The sequence below is a fragment of the Rhizobium sp. BK418 genome (assembly GCF_004341105.1).
Classification (GTDB): Bacteria; Pseudomonadota; Alphaproteobacteria; order Rhizobiales; family Rhizobiaceae; genus Rhizobium.
Genome location: NZ_SLZK01000006.1, coordinates 231,923 through 249,593 on the forward strand (window position 1 = coordinate 231,923; position 17,671 = coordinate 249,593).

General features: G+C 59.6%; 16 protein-coding genes. 1 reads left to right on the top strand and 15 read right to left on the bottom strand.

The window, feature by feature from the left end; genetic code table 11:
- Positions 1–150 precede the first annotated feature (150 nt).
- The 14 genes from EV281_RS23255 to EV281_RS23320 all read right to left on the bottom strand — a co-directional run bounded on the left by EV281_RS23255 (position 151) and on the right by EV281_RS23320 (position 14,780).
- The gene (locus tag EV281_RS23255) at positions 151–963 is read right to left on the bottom strand and encodes an ABC transporter ATP-binding protein (RefSeq protein ID WP_132656624.1); all 813 of its coding nucleotides are present in this window, start codon (positions 961–963) and stop codon (positions 151–153) included.
- On the bottom strand, positions 960–1,949 hold the full coding sequence (locus EV281_RS23260; RefSeq protein WP_132656625.1) for an ABC transporter ATP-binding protein: 990 nt from the start codon (positions 1,947–1,949) through the stop codon (positions 960–962). Before EV281_RS23260 ends, EV281_RS23255 begins: the two co-directional genes overlap by 4 nt.
- A gap of 1 nt (position 1,950) precedes the next feature.
- Positions 1,951–2,808: an ABC transporter permease gene (locus tag EV281_RS23265; protein ID WP_132656626.1), complete on the bottom strand. Its 858-nt coding sequence runs from the start codon at positions 2,806–2,808 to the stop codon at positions 1,951–1,953.
- A gap of 3 nt (positions 2,809–2,811) precedes the next feature.
- Positions 2,812–3,816, bottom strand: a complete 1,005-nt coding sequence (locus tag EV281_RS23270; RefSeq protein WP_132656627.1) for an ABC transporter permease — start codon at positions 3,814–3,816, stop codon at positions 2,812–2,814.
- Between the two features lie 108 nt (positions 3,817–3,924).
- On the bottom strand, positions 3,925–5,829 hold the full coding sequence (locus EV281_RS23275) for an ABC transporter substrate-binding protein (RefSeq protein WP_132656628.1): 1,905 nt from the start codon (positions 5,827–5,829) through the stop codon (positions 3,925–3,927).
- Between the two features lie 196 nt (positions 5,830–6,025).
- Positions 6,026–7,534 carry an alpha-N-arabinofuranosidase gene (locus tag EV281_RS23280; protein WP_132656629.1) on the bottom strand — a complete coding sequence of 503 codons (1,509 nt, stop codon included), beginning with the start codon at positions 7,532–7,534 and terminating at the stop codon, positions 6,026–6,028.
- A 206-nt stretch (positions 7,535–7,740) separates the two neighbouring features.
- A complete protein-coding gene (locus tag EV281_RS23285; RefSeq protein WP_132656630.1) occupies positions 7,741–8,664 on the bottom strand; it encodes an ArsR family transcriptional regulator in 924 nt (307 codons plus the stop codon).
- Between the two features lie 564 nt (positions 8,665–9,228).
- A complete protein-coding gene (locus tag EV281_RS23290) occupies positions 9,229–10,056 on the bottom strand; it encodes a shikimate dehydrogenase (RefSeq protein ID WP_132656631.1) in 828 nt (275 codons plus the stop codon).
- Complete coding sequence (locus tag EV281_RS23295; RefSeq protein WP_132656632.1) at positions 10,049–11,125, bottom strand: Gfo/Idh/MocA family oxidoreductase; 1,077 nt, start codon at positions 11,123–11,125, stop codon at positions 10,049–10,051. The genes EV281_RS23290 and EV281_RS23295 overlap by 8 nt, the downstream gene beginning before the upstream one ends.
- 10 nt (positions 11,126–11,135) lie before the next feature.
- Complete coding sequence (locus EV281_RS23300; RefSeq protein WP_132656843.1) at positions 11,136–11,864, bottom strand: amino acid ABC transporter ATP-binding protein; 729 nt, start codon at positions 11,862–11,864, stop codon at positions 11,136–11,138.
- An 81-nt stretch (positions 11,865–11,945) separates the two neighbouring features.
- Entirely contained in the window at positions 11,946–12,590 is a 645-nt protein-coding gene (locus EV281_RS23305) for an amino acid ABC transporter permease (RefSeq protein WP_132656633.1), read from the bottom strand.
- Positions 12,591–12,597: 7 nt separating this feature from the next.
- Entirely contained in the window at positions 12,598–13,266 is a 669-nt protein-coding gene (locus EV281_RS23310; protein WP_132656634.1) for an amino acid ABC transporter permease, read from the bottom strand.
- Positions 13,263–13,730, bottom strand: a complete 468-nt coding sequence (gene aroQ, locus EV281_RS23315) for a type II 3-dehydroquinate dehydratase (RefSeq protein ID WP_132656635.1) — start codon at positions 13,728–13,730, stop codon at positions 13,263–13,265. Before aroQ ends, EV281_RS23310 begins: the two co-directional genes overlap by 4 nt.
- 219 nt (positions 13,731–13,949) lie before the next feature.
- Positions 13,950–14,780 (bottom strand): transporter substrate-binding domain-containing protein, encoded by an 831-nt coding sequence (locus EV281_RS23320; protein ID WP_132656636.1) that lies wholly within the window; start codon positions 14,778–14,780, stop codon positions 13,950–13,952.
- Positions 14,781–15,048: 268 nt separating this feature from the next.
- Here EV281_RS23320 and EV281_RS23325 point away from each other — a divergent pair, with 268 nt between their 5' ends.
- Positions 15,049–16,938 (top strand): sugar phosphate isomerase/epimerase and 4-hydroxyphenylpyruvate domain-containing protein, encoded by a 1,890-nt coding sequence (locus EV281_RS23325; RefSeq protein WP_132656637.1) that lies wholly within the window; start codon positions 15,049–15,051, stop codon positions 16,936–16,938.
- A gap of 49 nt (positions 16,939–16,987) precedes the next feature.
- Here EV281_RS23325 and EV281_RS23330 read toward each other — a convergent pair whose 3' ends face one another.
- Positions 16,988–17,662, bottom strand: coding sequence for a GntR family transcriptional regulator (locus tag EV281_RS23330; RefSeq protein WP_132656638.1), 675 nt, complete (start codon positions 17,660–17,662; stop codon positions 16,988–16,990).
- Positions 17,663–17,671: the final 9 nt, after the last annotated feature.

Consider the following 17,671-nt stretch of genomic DNA (forward strand, 5'->3'; position numbering starts at 1 on the left):
TTGACTGTCGCCATCCGGCATTCAATTTAATTGAAACGTTATCATCTATCTTGTGTGGGACAAGTGTTTTTATCGATAAAAATCAATTTTTGTTTATGTCATTGTTTTAATGAGAGACTTGCTTCGGCGGAACTTAGCGCTTGCTGGTCTTTAGGACATGGCCGCAAAATCGGCGCTCAGCACGGCGTCTTTCAGCGCGCGGGAATAGGGATGCTGCGGATTGTCGAGGACCTTGCGCGCCTCTCCTTGTTCGGCGATTTCGCCTTTGCGCATGATGATGATCCGGTCACTGATATAATAAGCGGTGGCAAGGTCGTGAGTGATGTAGATGATCGAAAGCCCAAGTTCGCTTTTCAGGCGGCCGAACAGGTTGACGATTGCCATGCGCAGCGACGCATCGACCATGGATACCGGTTCATCGGCGACCAGCAGGCGGGGTTGCGGAATGAGCGCACGGGCGATGGCGACGCGCTGAAGCTGACCGCCGGACAACTCGTGGGGAAATCGGCCCTTCACCTCTTCAAGGGTCAGGCCGACATGCATCAATGCGGCATCCGCGACGCGTTCCACCTGCCGCCGCTCCGGCTGTTTTCCCGACGCCGACAAATTGCGGGCCGTCTCAAACAGGTAGCGATCCACTCGCTTCATCGGATTGAAGGCTTCGAAAGGGTTCTGGAGAACTGGCTGCACCTTATTCATGAAAGCCCTGCGTTCGGATCTGCCGTGAATGGAAACCGCCCTGCCGCAGAATTCGAGCTCTCCTTGCGTCGGCGCCGTCTGGCCGAGGATCATTGCAGCGATGGTCGACTTGCCCGATCCGGATTCTCCGACGATCGACAGGATCTCCGGTTCCTCGCCAAGTGCGAAGCTGACATCCTTGACAGCCGTGATCCGACGCCGGCCGAGCATGCCGCCCTGCCGATAGATTTTTGTGACATGCGAGAGATTCAGCAAAGCACTCAAACCTGATCTCCCGTAACTGCAAAACATGCGACCCGCCGCTGCGGCCCAACAGTGATCAAGGGCGGCACCTTCTGTGAACAGATCTCCATCCGTTTTGGACAGCGCGGATGAAACCGGCAGCCTTCCGGCGGCATGGCAAGGTTCGGGGGGCGTCCCTCCAGCGAAGGGCGGGCCGTCGCGTCGCCGATACGCGGCAGACTGGCGACGAGGTGCTGCGTATAGGGATGAAGCGGCATGCTGAAGAGTTCGCGGGTGGGCGCTTCCTCGACGAGACGGCCGGCATAGACGATGCCGATGCGGTCGGACACCGTTGCGTGAACGCCCATATCATGGGTAACGAACAGGAAGGACGAGCCCATTTCGCGTTGAATTTCGCGGACCATCGACAACACGTCGCGCTGGACGATCACATCGAGGGCGGTCGTCGGTTCGTCGGCGATGATGAATTCCGGCGTCAGGATCGTGGCGAGCGCAATGGTCATGCGCTGGCGCATGCCGCCGGAGAGCTCGTGGGGATAGGCGTCGAGCAGATGCGGATCGAGCTTTAGCCGTTGCAAATGGGCGGCGACCCTTTCGAAGAACTCTTGCATGCCGACCTGCATGTGGCGGAATGCGAAGTCGGTGAAGGAATAGCGGATCCGGCGCACCGGGTTGAGCACATTCATCGACCCCTGCATGATATAGGACAGATGCCGCCAGCGCAGCGCCATGCGCTCTTCGGGCTTCATCGCGTAAATATCCTGGGTGCCGCCCGCGAAATGGAACGTCACCTTTCCTGATACGACCCTGAGCGGCGGCCGGATCGCGCCGGCGACGGTCTTGATCAGGGTCGTCTTGCCGCTGCTCGATTCTCCGGCGACGCCATAGACCTCGCCGCGGCCGATCGTCAGAGTGATGTCGTCGACGGCCCGCACTTCGCGATCGATGCCGTAGAGGAAGGCGCGGTAGTAGGCTTTGAGATTCTGGATTTCGACCAAAGGGTCCATGCTAGCTTCCCATCCGGTTCAGCCGGCTGCGCGGATCATTGTACTCGTTCATCGACATCGACAGCAGGAAGAGCGCCAGGAAGAGAATGACGATCACCGCGACTGGCGCTGCCACCCACCACCAGGTGCCGGCAATCAGCGCCGAATGCGCGTTGGCCCAGTAGATCATCATGCCCATGGTCGGCGTCTCGATATCGGTAAAGCCCAGCACCGACAGCGTGATTTCCATGCCGATCGACCAGATCATGTTGTTCATCGTGGTGGCGAAGACGATGGGCAGCACATAGGGCAGGTGCTCTTCGACCAGGATCTTGCGCATGCTCATGCCGGAATAGACGCTCTGGACGGTGAAGGGCCTGGTCTTCAGGCCGATCGCCACCGAGCGGATAAGGCGCGCATCGTAGGACCAGCCGAGTGCGGCCATGATGACGATCAGTATGGTCCAGGTCATGCTGTCCTTCAGCACGAAATAAAACAGGATCAACAGCGGAAATTGCGGGATGACCATGACGCTGTCGTTGATCGCCATCAGCACCCGGTCGACCGCACCGCCGGCATAACCGGCAACGAGGCCGACGACCAGCGAGATGATGCGCGACAGAAAGGCGACGCCGATGCCGAAGTACAAGGTATTGCGAAGGGCAATGGTCAGTTGCCAGAAAACGTCCTGACCGCGCGATGTCGTGCCGAGCCAATATTGGCTATCGGGCGGCATGTCGGGCGGCAGAAGATAGAGGTCCGTGGCGCCGTAGGGCGAGAAATAGGACACGACGATCAACCCGACGATGACGGCAAAGAGCAGCAGGCCGCAGAGAAATTCCTGGTTCTGGCGCGCGAGGTCGCGGATGATGGTAAACATGGCCTACTCCACCTTGATGCGCGGATCGATCAGCGGGCTCAGAATGTCGATGATGAACACGGCGGCGGCGACGCCGACGATCGACAAGGCGCTGAGGCCGAGGACCAGGCTGTAGTCGCCGGCATGCACCGCCGAAATCAGCAGGTTGCCGATGCCGGGATAACCGAAGACGATCTCCGTGATGACGGTGCCGTTGAAGATCGCCCCGAGCGACATGGCAAGCCCGGTAAATTGCGGTACCATCGCATTGCGAGCGATGTAGGAGCGCAGAATTTTCCGCTTCGGAACGCCGCCGAGTTCGGCGAAGACGACGTAATCATCGGTGATGATGTTGGAAACGAGCGCGCGCATCCCTATCAACCAGCTGCCGGCTCCGACCAGGATCAGCGACAGGGCCGGCAGGATGGAATGTTCCAGGATATCGACGATCAACGAAAAGGAGAGGTCCAGATTGGCGTTCATCTCGTAGCCGCCATTGATCGGCAGCACCGGCCAGAGATAGCCGAACAGGATGAGAAGCACGAAGGCCAGAATATAATAGGGAATGGGAAGGAGCGCGATGAAGACCAGGCTGACGCCTTTCAACACCATGTTCTTCCTGTAATAGCCGGCGAGTGCGCCGATCGCGTTTCCGAGCACGAAGGTGATTAGGGTAGAGACAGTCATCAGCCCGATGGTCCAGGGCAGAGACCGCAGAATGATGGTGGAAACCGGTGTGGGAAAAGCCGATAGCGAAGGACCGAGATCACCGGTCATCAACCGCAGCCAGAAATGCAGATATTGTTGCCAGATCGAGCCCTCCAGTCCGTAAAGTTCGCGAAGCGACTGCCGCATGAGCTCGATCGCATTCGGATCGGACTGACCCATCTGGGTTATGGCGCCTATGCTTTCTTCGACCGGATCGATCGGGGTCAGGTGGGTAACGAAGAATGTGATGCTCACTCCAATAAAGACGACGAGCAGAAACTGACCGAACCGCTTCAGCACGAAGATCAGATAGGACGTCATAGGGTGGTGGTTCCTCTCTCGTTCCCCGCATCGACTGGAAAAAGATCGACGGGCAGATGTCCGTCGACAAGGAAGCCGGCGCGGCATGCCGCGCCGGCGGCGGGAGGATTATTGCGATTGTGCCGGTTTCAGCTTGACCATCATCAGCCTAGAATTGGCCCAGTTCGGCACCGGATCGGTATAAGGGTCTGATATCGTCGGGTAGCCGGTCCAATAGGTCGTGTCCATCGAGGTGAAGACGTTGTAGGACATCAGCGGGATCGTCGGCATTTCGCGGGCGACCAGCCTCAGATAATCCTTGCCGAGCTCGATGCCCTTGGGATCGTCGGCGCTGATGCCGCGGATGCTTTCGATGATCTTGTCGAGCTCCGGATTGCTCCAGCGCTGCCAGTTGCGCGGCGGCTGAACCTCACCCTTCTTTGCCACGAACTGCGAGTGCCAGCTGTCGAGGAAGAAGGACAGGTCGGGATCGCCGCCCCAGGTTTCGACGCTCCAGGCAATCGCCACCTGGAAATCGCCGGGCTGCAGCGCAACCTGCCACAGGCTCGTCGTCGGCACGGCTTTGGCGTCGATGCCGAAGGAAGCCCATTGCTGCGCGATCAGCGTTCCCGCGCGGGTGAAGACGGAGCGCGTGTCGCCCTCCACGGTCATGCGGATTCTGAACGGCTGACCATCAGGCGTCATCCATTTGCCGCCGGTCTTCTTGAAGCCGGCCTTTTCCAAAAGTTCCGCAGCAGCCTGTGGATCCGGCTTCCACCAGCCGTAACCGAAGGCCGCGTTGATCGCGGCAGGATCCTTCGGGATCTGATCCTTGTATTTTGCCTGTTTGCCCAAGATATCGGCGATCTGCTGGCCGATCGTTGGATCATAGGGCTTGATCTTGCGCTTGCCGGTGTCGATTTCGAAGTTCTTCAGCCAATCCTGCATGGGGGCCTGATAAGCCGTCATCGCGACGGCGGTCGGCGGAACACCCAGTGCTGACAGCGTCGCGGCACCACGATAGCTCGCCATGTCCACGGCCTTGATGTCTATCAGGAGAGCCAGAGCCCATCTGACATCCGGGTTCTGGAAGGTCGGATCCTGCGTATTGAAGATGACAGCCGGAAGCGTCGGGTCCGGATGAGCGTAGGGGAAACCCGGGAACCACGTATCGACCGACTTGGATTTTTCCTTGAGCGTGAACATGCCCTCAGGCGTATTGTCGTGGATGATATCGAGATTGTGCTCGAGCTGGGCGATGGTGCGCTTATCCGGCGGGCCGGGGTCGACATAGGTGACATATTTCGGAGCGGGTTCGCCGAAGCGGGCAAGCGAGGTCCGCTGCCAGTCGTCGCGCTTCTCCCACGTATACCATTTGCCTTGCGGATCATAGGCCTTCAGCTTGTAGGCTCCGAGGGAAACGGGATTGGCAAAATCATAGCGAACGGGATCGGCAACCTTCTCGAAAACGTGTTTCGGCATGATCCAAGCACCGTTCCAGCGTACCGTGAAGATCGCATGGAAACGCGAATTGGGCTTTTTCAGCTTGAAGACGACCGTATTGCGATCCGTTGCTTCGACGCTTGCGACCTGCACCGAGAAGGCGGCGCTCCAGACCATGCCGGGATGGTCCATTTGCGTCTTGACCGTATAGACGACGTCATCGGCTGTAAATTCCACGCCATCGCTCCAGTAGAGCCCCGGGCGTAGCTTCACCGTCATCTCGGTAAAGTCGGCATTATATTGCGGCTTGTCGGCGGCAAGGGAATTGTCCCAGGTCGAGCCGCCGAGACCTTGTTCGGGATCGATGTACCAGAGCGTGTCCATGGTCAACTGCTGCAGGCCGGTTGAAACACCGCCGCCGCCGTTGACCCAAATATTGAACCAGCCGGGGTTCTTGATCGTGCCTTCCGGATTTTCGACGATGAGCGTGTCCTTGCGAGGCAAGGATTTATAATCATCTGCCTTGGCCGCGGCCATCAGGCCGAGCGTCGCCAGGGCGACGCCGAATGCAAGCTTCTTCCAATGCTGCATTTTCTCCTCCCTTTGAATGCGACGAGAGAGCGGCCGCAATGGACGCGTGGGACGTCGCGGTTTTTGGTCCGCAGCAGGCTTGGGACTTGTACGTGTCAGGTCCGATGCTTCTGCGATCCATTCCTCCGGCTCGACTGCCTCCTCGCAGCGAGCGGATAGTCTTCAGGCCAGCACGAGGGTGATGGCCGGAAATTCTTCAGACCGACAGCCGGATGACGCCGTAGGACTGCGGTTTCAGCCTTGCGCGCAATCTGCCATCCTCGATTCCTGCGTTGTCGACCTTCGCAGGGACGACGGTTTCCGGTTGCCGCGCCGTGTTGACGGCCTCGAGGTCCGGATGCGCCATCTCCACGTGTTCCAGGACACGAGCACCGGCAAAGCCGTCGAGCCGGGCATCGAGGTCAAGCGTATTTTGCGGATGGCGGTTGACGACAAAGAAGGTCAGCGTCTTGCCGTCGTCGGAAAGAACCGCGGATGCGTCGAGATAAGGCACATCATCCGCCTCCTCGCAATCATAGGTCGGCGCGTCGGCAATGAGCTGCAGGGCCGAACCGCGGCCATACTTCGATGCGAAATAGAAGGGGTAGTAGATCGTCTGGCGCCACGCCGGACCGCCGTTTTCGGTCATGATCGGCGCGATGACGTTGACGAGCTGGGCGATGCAGGCGATGCGCACACGATCTGAGCGGCGAATGAAGGTGTTGAGAATGCCGCCGACCTGCAGCACGTCCTCGAAATTGTAGACGTCTTCGAGAAGGTGCGGCGCATCGGGCCATTCGTTCTTCGCAAGAATGTCCTTGTCCTGCTGGTTGGAATGATACCAGACATTCCATTCGTCAAAGGAAATGCCAATCGTCTTCTTGGATCGCTTCTTTGCCTTGATATAGTCGATCACGCCGCCGATGGTGGTGATGTAACGGTCAAGCTTTGTGGTGCGCGCCAGGTAATTGAGCGTGTTCTTTTCGCGGTTCGCGAAATACATATGCAGGGAAATATAGTCTGCACTGTCATAACATTCGTCGAGAACCTGTGCTTCCCAGTCTGGATAGGTTTTCATGTCGGGATGCGAGGAACCGCAGACCACGAGTTCGAGCGACCTGTCGAAGCCGCGCATCGCCTTTGCCGTCTCATCGGCCAATCGACCATATTCCTGCGCCGACTTATGGCCGACCTGCCAGGGGCCGTCCATTTCATTGCCGAGGCACCACAACTTGACATTGTGCGGCGTTTCCCAACCGTGCTTGCGACGCAAGTCCGACCAATGGGTACCTCCGGGATGATTGCAATATTCGAGAAAGCTGCGCGCCGCTTCCAGCCCGCGGGATCCCAGATTGACCGCAAGCATCGGCTTGGTGCCTGCTTTCTTGCACCAGTCGACAAATTCGTTGACGCCGATCTGGTTGCTTTCACGCGTGCGCCAGGCAAGATCGAGGCGGACCGGCCGCTCGGAACGCGGCCCGATGCCATCCTCCCAATCGTAGGCTGAAACGAAATTGCCGCCGGGATAACGACAGTAGGGCGTGTCGAGCTGCCGCACGAGGTCGATGACGTCCTGCCGGAAACCATCCGCATCGGCAGTCGGATGTCCAGGCTCATAGATGCCGCCGTAAACGGCTCTGCCAAGATGTTCGAGAAAAGAACTGTAGAGTCTGGGATCAATGCTCGCGAGTCTAAAATCGCGATGAACGATAAGGCTCGTTTTCACCGAGGCCTCCCCTAAATATCAATTTCTCCGTTCTTATGCGGTCATCTTGATAGCTGGGTGGAAGCGAGTCAATTGCGCAGGCTCGTTGGGCTCTGAAGCGCGGATTTTCGGAATAATCGTTAAAATACAATCTGGTAAGTCATGATAACAGGTCGCACCGGAAAAATTAATCGCGTCATTGAAATCAGGATTTTCGATATTGTCTTTCAAACGTATAGTCGCATCACGATATCTCTGCCGTAATTGCCGAAGCCGCGTCCGAAGATGTTTACGCCGCCGGTGTGGCTAGCATTCTCCGCAATACCGACGCGAAGCCGGATGGAAGAATGTTGCGCCAGGGCAAGGTCCGCGACCGTGACATTGGAAGTCGCCACCCCGTCGATGAATGTGCCGCGCGTCGATATGCGCCAGGTCTTCAGCTTGCCGTATTGGGACCCTTCGAGCTTCCACCAGCCGGGCGTATAAGCCCCTCGCTTGTCGCCGTAATCGCCCGGCGACATCCACGTCCCAACCGCCATTCCATTGACCCAAAGCGTGATATCGGAGGGCCAGTCCGGGTTGGTTCCGGGCACTTCCGACGAGAGTTCCATCGAAAATTCGATGGCGCGCACTTCCTTGTTCAAGACCTTGGCGTTATTTGGAAACTTGTACTCGACAAAGCCCCTGCCGAACCAGACGAGGCCGGCCTGCATGCGCTGTGGATCCAGGAAATAGTCGGGAACGTCGAGCAGCCCGATCACACTGTCGTTTGAACACAGGCCACAAGGCGCGTGGATGTCGCAGCTCGTATAGAGCCCGACGGGCATTTCGACTTCGATGACGTCGTCCGTCTTGCTGACTGACTTGTCTTCGAAGCTGATGAGGATCTCGTCGTAGACAGCGGAACAGATCTTCTGGTTGCCCTTGCGGCCTTTGGCGAGGCGGGATTCGACCAAGCCCACCTCTTCCAGGATTTGAATCCCGGTCGCGACGGTCGATTGTGGAAGCGACAGCGCCCGCGCCATGTCGTTGACGTTCATCGGGCCTTTGGAGCACAGGAGTTTGAGGAGTTGCAGGCGCCCCGGTGCGGAGAGGGCTTTTATGACGGTGTCGTTGACGCCTGCATCGATCGTTAAAAACGAGCGTTCCATAATGTCCCCATCTGATATGACGAAAGCTTTATATCGACGATGTTGATACAGCAAGCCTGTCTTCCAGTAAGGAACGGATTTCGTGATTTAGATCTCTGCAATCTGTTCGGTGGCTTTCTGATCCTGCTGTGGCCTTTGGGACCAAATGCGTTTGGGGCAGGACCGTCACGAGTCCGGGACAGATCGCAACCGTTGCAACATTATGTGCAGTCGGCGCGGCGGTGTTTCCGGGGCTGTCGCGTCTCGGCGGAACGCAAGGACGGGTTCGGTCAGTAAAATGCCTGGCGAGCGGGCATATCGCCGAGCCCGCTGCCGATGACCAGGATATCCGGCGAAAGATATGGATGAGACTGGCGAGGCCTCGCCTGAGGGGCGGCGCTGATCCGGTTCATATCCGTTTTCGTGATCTTGGCGATCGTCTGGAGTTATTCCAGCAGGTTCGAAACCATTGCCAGCGCCGAGGGCAAGCTGCAGCCGACAGGGCGTGTAATGTCATTCAATCGTTGGAAGCCGCTGAGACGGCCTCGATCCGGTCACCAGTGGTGTGAAGGTCAAGGCCCGCGACTAAAGATTCGCAATCAGCCTCAAATGCTCCGCCGTGGTTGTCGCAAAGCCGAAAAACTCCAGATAAGCCGGTATCTGCTCAAACAGCATATCCGTCCCCACTTGATACCGGCATCCTCTCTCCCGCGCTGCGGCCAGAAACGGCGTAATCTCCTCCTTCATGACCACTTCGCCGACGAATGTATCCGGCGAAAGCCGCGCCACATCCAGCGGCAGAGGGTCGTCCTTATGCATGCCGAGCGGCGTGGCATTGATGACGATGTCGAAACCATCGGGGTCGTTCCCGTCTGTCGTCACCTGCATTGCCGGATAGTAGGTGTTAAGGCGGGATTTCAGGCCATCCAGTGCTGCCTTGTTGTCGTCGTGCAGGGCAAGGCGGGTGAGGCCACCGCTGGCAAGCGAAGCGGCGATGGCCGAGCCGACACCGCCGGCGCCGATCATGAGGGCGCTTGCGCCCGCGATTGCCTGGCCCTTGCGCTTAAGGCCGCGCACGAAACCTTCGCCGTCGAACATGTCGCCGATCAGCTTGCCGTCAGGCCCGAGCTTGACGGCGTTGCAGGAGCCGGCCACGCGGGCATTGGTGGAGATTTCGTCCAGGAGACCCATCGTGGTGATCTTGTGGGGCATGGTGATCAGCGCCCCGTGGATATTCGAGAGGCGGAAGATCAGCCTCAGGAAATCCGGGTAATCGGCAGGCCTGCAGCCCATGGGAACGACGACGGCGTCGATGCGCTGTTCCGCAAAATAGGGATTATAGATCAGCGGCGCCTTGAAGCTTTCCGTCGGGTAGCCGAGATGGGCGATCAGCCTTGTGGTGCCGCTAATCATCGGTATTATCCCGCATCTTCCCAGGGAAGACGGTCTTTCCGGTTCGGGCGGATTGCTTGATCGCCTCAATGACCTCAAGTGTCGCAAGCCCTTCCTGGCCGCTGACGAGCGGTTTGGCCTTTCCTTCGATAATGTCGCAGAAATGCTGGAGCTGCAGGGTCAGCGGGTCGGCTTCGGCCACCGTCAGGCGCTCTTCGATCAGCGGCTCGCGCCAGTCGGGCCGCAGCGCATTGCGCCAGAGGGCAAGCTGCGGGATGGCGAGCGAGGCTTCGGTGCCGCCGATCTGGTAGCAGAACTGGTCTTGCTGCGGATAAGCGGGGTTTTCGCCCGAGGTCATTTCCCAACTCCAGGGCGAGGGCACGGCATCTGATGCCGTTAGCGTCGCCAGGACACCGCTTTCGAAGCGCAGCAGCACGACGGCTGTATCCTCCACCGCATGGCCTCTCGCGGCATTGGAGTCCATCGCATGCACGCTTTCCACTTCACCGAGCAGGTAGCGGAAGAGATCGACATCATGGATGAGGTTGATGAATGTCGGCCCGGCGCCGGGTTCGCGGCGCCATTGCACATTGAAGTAATCGTCGGGCTTGGCGACCCAGAAGCTGCCATGAACGGCGCGGATCTTTCCCAGGCGGCCGCTGTCGATGATGCGCCTGGCCTCGCGGATGAGGGGGTTGTGGCGACGGTGATGCCCGACGAGAACAGGCACGCCGGCGCGCTCGGCGGCTGCCACGAGGCCGGCGGCTGCTACGGAATCGTCGGCGATGGGCTTTTCGATGAGGACGGGGATGCCTGATGTCACGGCGTCACTGGCGTTGGCGACGTGAAGCTGGTTCGGTGTGGCGACGATGACGCCGTCGGGACGGCGGTCCGCCAGCGCTTCGGTAAGGCTTGCAAACCAGGTGAAGCCATTAGCGCGCGCCTCGTCGCGGGCGGCGGGCGAGGGGTCGATGACAGCGGCAAGCGCGGCGCGCGGCTCTGCCAGCACGCCCTCGATATGGCGCCGGCCGATCAGCCCGACGCCCATGACGGCGATCTCAAGAGGGCGTGTGCACGAGGGGGCGGGCATGGTTGCGTCCTTAATTGCGCAAGATTTCGCCGAGGAATTTGCGGGTGCGCTCGTGGCGGGGATTGGTGAAGAATTCCGCCGGCGGCGCTTCTTCCACGATCGCGCCGCTTGCCATGAAGATCACCCGGTTGGCGACCTGGCGGGCAAAGCCCATTTCATGGGTCACGCAGATCATTGTCATGCCTTCCTCGGCAAGGCTGATCATCGTATCCAGCACTTCCTTGACCATCTCCGGGTCAAGTGCCGAGGTCGGCTCGTCGAAGAGCATCACCTTGGGGCGCATGCAAAGCGCACGCGCGATCGCGACGCGCTGCTGCTGGCCGCCAGAGAGCTGAACAGGGAATTTCTCCGCCTGTTCGGCAATCTTGACGCGCGCCAGAAGCGTGCGGGCACGTTCCTCGGCTTCGGCTCTGGTCACGCCAAGCGCGCGCATCGGGGCCAGCATGCAGTTCTGCAGCACGGTCAGATGCGGGAAGAGGTTGAATTGCTGGAAGACCATGCCGACCTCGCGCCTGATCGCATCGATCGCCTTGGCCTGGTTGCCAAGCAGGATGCCGCCGACGCGAATCTCGCCCTTCTCATAGGTTTCCAGATGGTTGATGCAGCGGATCAGCGTCGATTTTCCGCTGCCGGAGGGGCCGCAGAGCACGATGCGCTCGCCCCTGCGCACCTCGATATTGATATCGTGCAGGGCCTGGAAGGCGCCGTACCATTTCTCCACATGGCTCATGGTGATCATGGTTTCGTCAATCGTGACCTGATTTGGGTGAAGGGGCAGGGCTGCTGTCATTGTTTCGTTTCCATTGATTTTCAGGCTGCGTCAGCGCGCATGAGCGGCGTTGAAGCGTCGCTCCAGGCGGGCGCCGAGAATGGTCAGCGGGCAGCACATCAGGAAATAAAGGGCGCCGACGATGCCGAAGACGGTCAGCGGCTGGAAGATCTGGTTGGAGATGATGTTGCCGGCGCGCGTCAGCTCCGTAAAGCCGACGATCGAGGCCAGCGACGTGCCCTTGATGAGTTGCACCAGGAAGCCGATCGTGGCGGGCAGGGAGATGCGGATCGCCTGCGGCAAAATCACATCCTTCATGCGCGAGACATATTTGAGGCTGAGCGCCTTTGCCGCCTCCGTCTGGCCGCGCGGCACGGCTTCGATCGCGCCGCGCCAGATCTCGCCGAGATAGGCGCTGGCATGCAGCGTCAGGCCGATCGCGACCGCCTCCCAGGCGTCGAGCCTCAGGCCGATCAGGGCCAGACCATAATAGGTGACGAAGAGCTGCATCAGGAGCGGCGTGCCCTGGAAGACGGCGATATAGGTTGCCATCACCCGCTCCAGAAGCGGTGTGCCCGAGGTGCGCGCCAGCGCCACGGCGAGACCGGCGATGCAGCCGCAGACGAAGCCGACGGCAGACAGAAGCACGGTCCATTTCAGGCCGATCAGAAGGAAGACGTATTCGTCGCTGCCCATGGTGCCCTCACTTGACCGGATAGGTGAAATAGCGGGCCGAGAAGAGCGCGAAAAGGTGCATCATCAGCCAGGAAATGACGAGGTAGAAGATCGTGATGGTGAAATAGACCTCGAAGCTGCGGAAACTGTCGGATTCGATGCGCTGCGCTACAGAGGTCAGCTCATAAGCCGAGATGGCCGAGCAGATGCTGGTGGAGAGCGTGAGCAGCACGAACTGGCTGGTCAGCGACGGGTAGATGGCTCTGAGCGCCGGCTTCAGGATGATCAGCCGAAAGACCTGTACCTTGTGCAGGCCGAGCGCCAGGCCCGCTTCCATCTGTCCTCCGGGAATGGATTGCACGCCGCCCCTGATGATCTCGATCGCATAGGCGCCGCCATTGATCCCGAGCGCGATGATCGCCGTCGGCGTCGGGTCGAGGCGGATGCCGATCAGCGGCAGGGCGAAGAAGAGAAAGAAGATCTGCACCAGGAAGGGCGTGTTGCGGATGAGTTCGACAAAGGCGATGATCAGCCAGCGCACCGGCTTGATATGCGAATCCCTCAGCGCCACGCCACCGATGCCGATGATGACGGCCAGCACCATGCCGCAAACGGCGAGCAGGAAAGTGCCGAGACAGCCGAGCAGCAGGCTCGGCAGGCCATCGATGACGGGCGTGAAATCCAGTTGATAGTTCATGCTGTCTTTGCCGCTCCCGCCATGCCTGCCCCAACCATTCCAGACATCGCCTCGATCGCGAGCTCGTAACCACGCGCGCCAAAACCGATCATGATGGCGGTGGCGACGCGCGAGACGAGGGACTTATGGTAGATCTCCTCGCGGGCATGGACATTGGAAATATGCAGCTCGATTTTTGGCGGAGTGAAGGTTTTCAACGCATCGAGCAGGGCAATCGAGGTGAAGGTATAGGCGGCGGGATTGATGATGATGCCGCAGGCCTCTTTGCGGGCCTGATGGATGCTCTCCACCAGCTCGCCCTCGAAATTCGTCTGGCGGAAATCGATCTCGAAGCCGAGCGTCTTTGCCTTGGCGAGGCACATCTGCCTGATATCGGCAAGCGTGGTGGAGCCGTAGATATGCGGCTCGCGCTCGCCTAGCAGATTGAGGTTCGGTCCGTTGAGGACGAAGATGGTTCTGGTCATGTCGCACCTCAAACGGGGCAGTGTTTCGCCTTCTGGACGTCATCCTCGGGCTTGTCCCGAGGATTTAATCAGGCGGCGGCGGGAACTCGGGACAGGCCCGGGCACGATGGAGCGGTCTTGCCCCTCACTTCGGCTGTGCATGGGGCGCGTCTGCAGATCCTCGGACAAGCCCGAGGATGACGGAAGCGAGGAGGCGGGCTTCGTCCCGCTCCCTGCCAATCAGCCAGCCGTAAACGGAATGCCGTCGAGGCTCTTCGGGAATTCCGGAACCGGCACCTTCATCCACTTGTCGTAGATCTTCTTCAGCTCGCCATTGGCCTTGATCTTGTCGATGAAGGCATTGATCGAGGCGTTGAGTTCCTTTTCGCCCAAACGCGTGCAGGCGCCGTTATAGAGCTTCTGGAATTCCAGCTTGTTTTCGAATTCGCCGGGGCGGGCCTTTTCCACGCGGTCCATGTAGAAGATGTTGCCGCCGAGCGCATCGACCTGGCCGGAGACCAGCGCCTGGACGCTTGCCGCGTCGCCATCGAAGCGGCGGATGGTGGCGGTTGGCGGGGCATTCTTTGTGACTTGCGTATCCTGTGCGGCACCCTTGGCGACCGATATGGTCAGGTTCGCCATATCTTCGTTGGTCTTGATCGATTTGTTTTTCGGGCCGATCAGGACGATGGCATTGGCATTGTAAGGCTGGCTGAATTGCACGGCCTTGGCGCGATCCGGCAGCATGGCCATAGTGGCGAAGAGCACGTCGACGCGGCCCGAGGTCAGCGCCGGAATGCGGTTGTTGACCTCGAGCGGCACGAATTCGACCTCGACGCCGAGTTCCTTGGCATAGGCTGTCGCCATATCGGCGTCAAAGCCATCCTGCTTGCCGGCGCTGGTGACGAAGCCCCATGGCGGGTTGTCGCCCTGGATGCCGACGATCAGCTTGCCGCGGGCCTTGATTTCCTCGGGGGTCACAGCGGCGGCCGGGTTTGCGAGACCTACGGCGGCCACGAGAGCGGCGGCACCCAGCATGGCGCCACGCCGCGTCAGCAACGACTTCAGCATTGGAATTCTCCTCCTTTTGGCTGGCTGCCTGAGCAATGTCGCGGGCAGCCTCACAGTCATCCTCTCCCGACTGTTCACAACAATGTTTGCCAGAGGGGCGCAAATAAATCAACATAGTTTTCTGAAATCATATGAGATTTTTCATTTGATCAATTGGATTGAAATCCAAACGATGTTTGCCATAATGCCAAGAGCGAGATCGGCGGCTCGATGCGTTTGGCGCACGGCAGGCTCATCGGCACCAGCACCAACAGAAGGGCTAAGGTTCATGAAGACCTCGATTGCGACGGTGACGCTCTCAGGCGAGTTGCCGGAAAAACTCGAAGCGATAGCGCGGGCCGGCTTTGACGGCGTGGAGATTTTCGAGAACGATTTTCTGGCCTTTGATGGCAGCCCTGCCGATGTCGGCAGGATGGCGCGCGATCTCGGGCTCACCATTACGCTCTTCCAACCCTTCCGCGATTTCGAGGGCATGCCGGAAAGTTTGCGCAGCCGCACTTTCGACCGGGCCGAGCGCAAGTTCGACATCATGCAGGAGCTCGGAACCGACATGGTGCTCGTCTGCTCCAATGTCTCGCAGGCGGCCCTTGGCGGCATCGACCGGGCGGCGGCCGATTTTCGCGAGCTTGGGGAGCGGGCGGCCAAGCGCGGGCTGAAGGTGGGGTACGAGGCGCTTGCCTGGGGCCGCTTCGTCAACGATCACCGCGATGCCTGGGAGATCGTGCGCCGCGCAGACCATCCGAACGTCGGGCTGATCCTCGACAGTTTCCATTCGCTGTCGCGCAGGATCGATATCAATTCCATCCGTTCGATCCCGAAGGAAAAGATCTTCATCGTGCAGCTGGCCGATGCACCGCTGATCGATATGGACCTGCTCTACTGGTCCCGACATTTCCGCAACATGCCCGGTGAGGGCGATCTGCTCGTTACAGAGTTTACCGAGGCCGTCGCTTCGACAGGTTACGACGGTTTCTTCTCGCTGGAGATATTCAACGACCAGTTCCGCGGCGGTTCGACAAGGGCGATTGCCGCAGATGGCCATCGCTCGCTGATCTATCTGGCCGACCAGATCCGCCGCAAGGTGGAGACGCCTGTCGGCATCGACATGCCTGAGCGAGCCGCCGTCAAGGGCGTCGGCTTCATCGAATTTGCGACCGATGACGAGGAGGCGGTGGAACTCGTCGGCATCCTCGAAGCGCTCGGTTTCCGCAAAGCCGCCGTGCATCGCTCCAAGAAGGTGACGCTCTTCCAGCAGGGGGATATCAGGATCATCATCAATGTCGATCCCGCAGGTTTCGCGAATGCCGCCTATGCCGTGCATGGCACATTCGCCTATGCGATGGCGCTCGTCGTCGATGATGCGGCGCAAGCCTATGCGCGGGCGCTGGCGCTCGATGCCGAGCCCTTCACCCAGGCCGTAATCGAGGGCGAATTGCAGTTGCCGGCGATCCGCAGTGTGGGTGGCGGGCTGATCTATCTCATCGACGAGAAGAGCCCGCTCGGCCGTTTCTCCGAGATCGATTTCGAGCCTGTCGCGGAAAGGGGCAAGGACTCAGACGCCGGTCTCCTGCAGATCGATCACATCGCTCAGACGGTGGCTTATGACGAGATGCTGACCTGGCTGCTTTTCTACACCTCGATCTTCGAAACCCACAAAACGCCTATGGTCGATATTATCGATCCCGCCGGCGTGGTGCGCAGCCAGGTGATCGAAAACCAGTCCGGCAGCTTGCGCATCACCATGAACGGCGCGGAAAACCGCCGCACGCTCGCCGGCCATTTCATCGCCGAAAAATTCGGCTCCGGCATCCAGCATCTGGCCTTCTCGACAGACGATATTTTCGCAACCGCCGAACGGTTGCGCGCCAGGGGCTTCAAGCCATTGCCGATCTCGCCGAACTATTACGACGATGTCGAAGCCCGCTTCGGTCTGGATCCGGAGCTGACGGAGCGGCTGAAGGCGGAAAACGTCCTCTACGATCGAGATGGGGAGGGGGAATATTTCCAGCTTTATAGCGGGACCTATGGGGAGGGGTTCTTCTTCGAAGTGGTGGAGCGGCGGTCCTATCGTGGTTATGGCGCGCCGAATGCGATTTTCAGGATTGCGGCGCTCAAGAAGCAGATGCGGCCGGAGGGAATTCCAAGGGATGCGGGTTGATCTGCGGGCACGCTTGGCAGGCCCGTCCATCCGCGAGACCTGCCGCCTCTCAGCCAATCCGCCCGCTCCTCAGCACGTGTTCCGCGCCGCTCTGGATATGCCTGACGATCACCGCCCGCGCACCCTCGACATCTCGCTTCAAAGCCAGCTCGAACAGCAGCTTGTGATCATCAACGACAGCCCTGCCGCGAAAGCTCTGCGCCAGCATGTGATAGCGCAGAAACCGATCGAAGATGGATGAGAGCGTCGCCATCAGCGTCGCCGAATTGCAGGCCGAGACGATAGCCTGATGGAATTCCCAGTCGTAACGCACCCAGTCGATGGTGCGCGAGGTATCACCGGTAAGCAGCTTGCGTTCGGCCGTCGCCAGCTTGTGATGGGCGGCGACGATGCGGCCTTCCCATTCCAGATTTCCGGCGGCAAAGGAGAGGCCGATCGCGTGAGTTTCAAGCACGGTCCTGAGATCCGCGAGTTCCTCCAGCTCCTTGCGCGAGGCCGGGCTCACCTCGAAGCCGCGCTGGCCTTCGGCAAGCACGAGATTTTCCATCGCAAGGCGGCTCAGGATCTCGCGCAGCGAGGAGACACTGATCGAATAATGCTCCTTGGCTTGCTCGAGCTTGATCTTGGCGCCCGGAGCCAGCGCCCCTGAAATGATATCCTGCCGGATCTGCCGGAAGACGACATCGCTGATGGTTTCCGAGGTTTCGGCCGTGATTTTGAGCATCGGTTTTTC

Bases quoted from the DNA above. Each gene is read 5' to 3' on its own strand.
- EV281_RS23290 (WP_132656631.1), bottom strand. From the start codon at position 10,056: ATGATTAGCGGCACCACAAGGCTGATCGCCCATCTCGGCTACCCGACG.
- EV281_RS23285 (WP_132656630.1), bottom strand. From the start codon at position 8,664: ATGGAACGCTCGTTTTTAACGATCGATGCAGGCGTCAACGACACCGTC.
- EV281_RS23305 (WP_132656633.1), bottom strand. From the start codon at position 12,590: ATGGGCAGCGACGAATACGTCTTCCTTCTGATCGGCCTGAAATGGACC.
- EV281_RS23310 (WP_132656634.1), bottom strand. From the start codon at position 13,266: ATGAACTATCAACTGGATTTCACGCCCGTCATCGATGGCCTGCCGAGC.
- EV281_RS23300 (WP_132656843.1), bottom strand. From the start codon at position 11,864: ATGATCACCATGAGCCATGTGGAGAAATGGTACGGCGCCTTCCAGGCC.
- EV281_RS23325 (WP_132656637.1), top strand. From the start codon at position 15,049: ATGAAGACCTCGATTGCGACGGTGACGCTCTCAGGCGAGTTGCCGGAA.
- EV281_RS23260 (WP_132656625.1), bottom strand. From the start codon at position 1,949: ATGGACCCTTTGGTCGAAATCCAGAATCTCAAAGCCTACTACCGCGCC.
- EV281_RS23330 (WP_132656638.1), bottom strand. From the start codon at position 17,662: ATGCTCAAAATCACGGCCGAAACCTCGGAAACCATCAGCGATGTCGTC.
- EV281_RS23275 (WP_132656628.1), bottom strand. From the start codon at position 5,829: ATGCAGCATTGGAAGAAGCTTGCATTCGGCGTCGCCCTGGCGACGCTC.
- aroQ (WP_132656635.1), bottom strand. From the start codon at position 13,730: ATGACCAGAACCATCTTCGTCCTCAACGGACCGAACCTCAATCTGCTA.
- EV281_RS23295 (WP_132656632.1), bottom strand. From the start codon at position 11,125: ATGCCCGCCCCCTCGTGCACACGCCCTCTTGAGATCGCCGTCATGGGC.
- EV281_RS23265 (WP_132656626.1), bottom strand. From the start codon at position 2,808: ATGTTTACCATCATCCGCGACCTCGCGCGCCAGAACCAGGAATTTCTC.
- EV281_RS23320 (WP_132656636.1), bottom strand. From the start codon at position 14,780: ATGCTGAAGTCGTTGCTGACGCGGCGTGGCGCCATGCTGGGTGCCGCC.
- EV281_RS23270 (WP_132656627.1), bottom strand. From the start codon at position 3,816: ATGACGTCCTATCTGATCTTCGTGCTGAAGCGGTTCGGTCAGTTTCTG.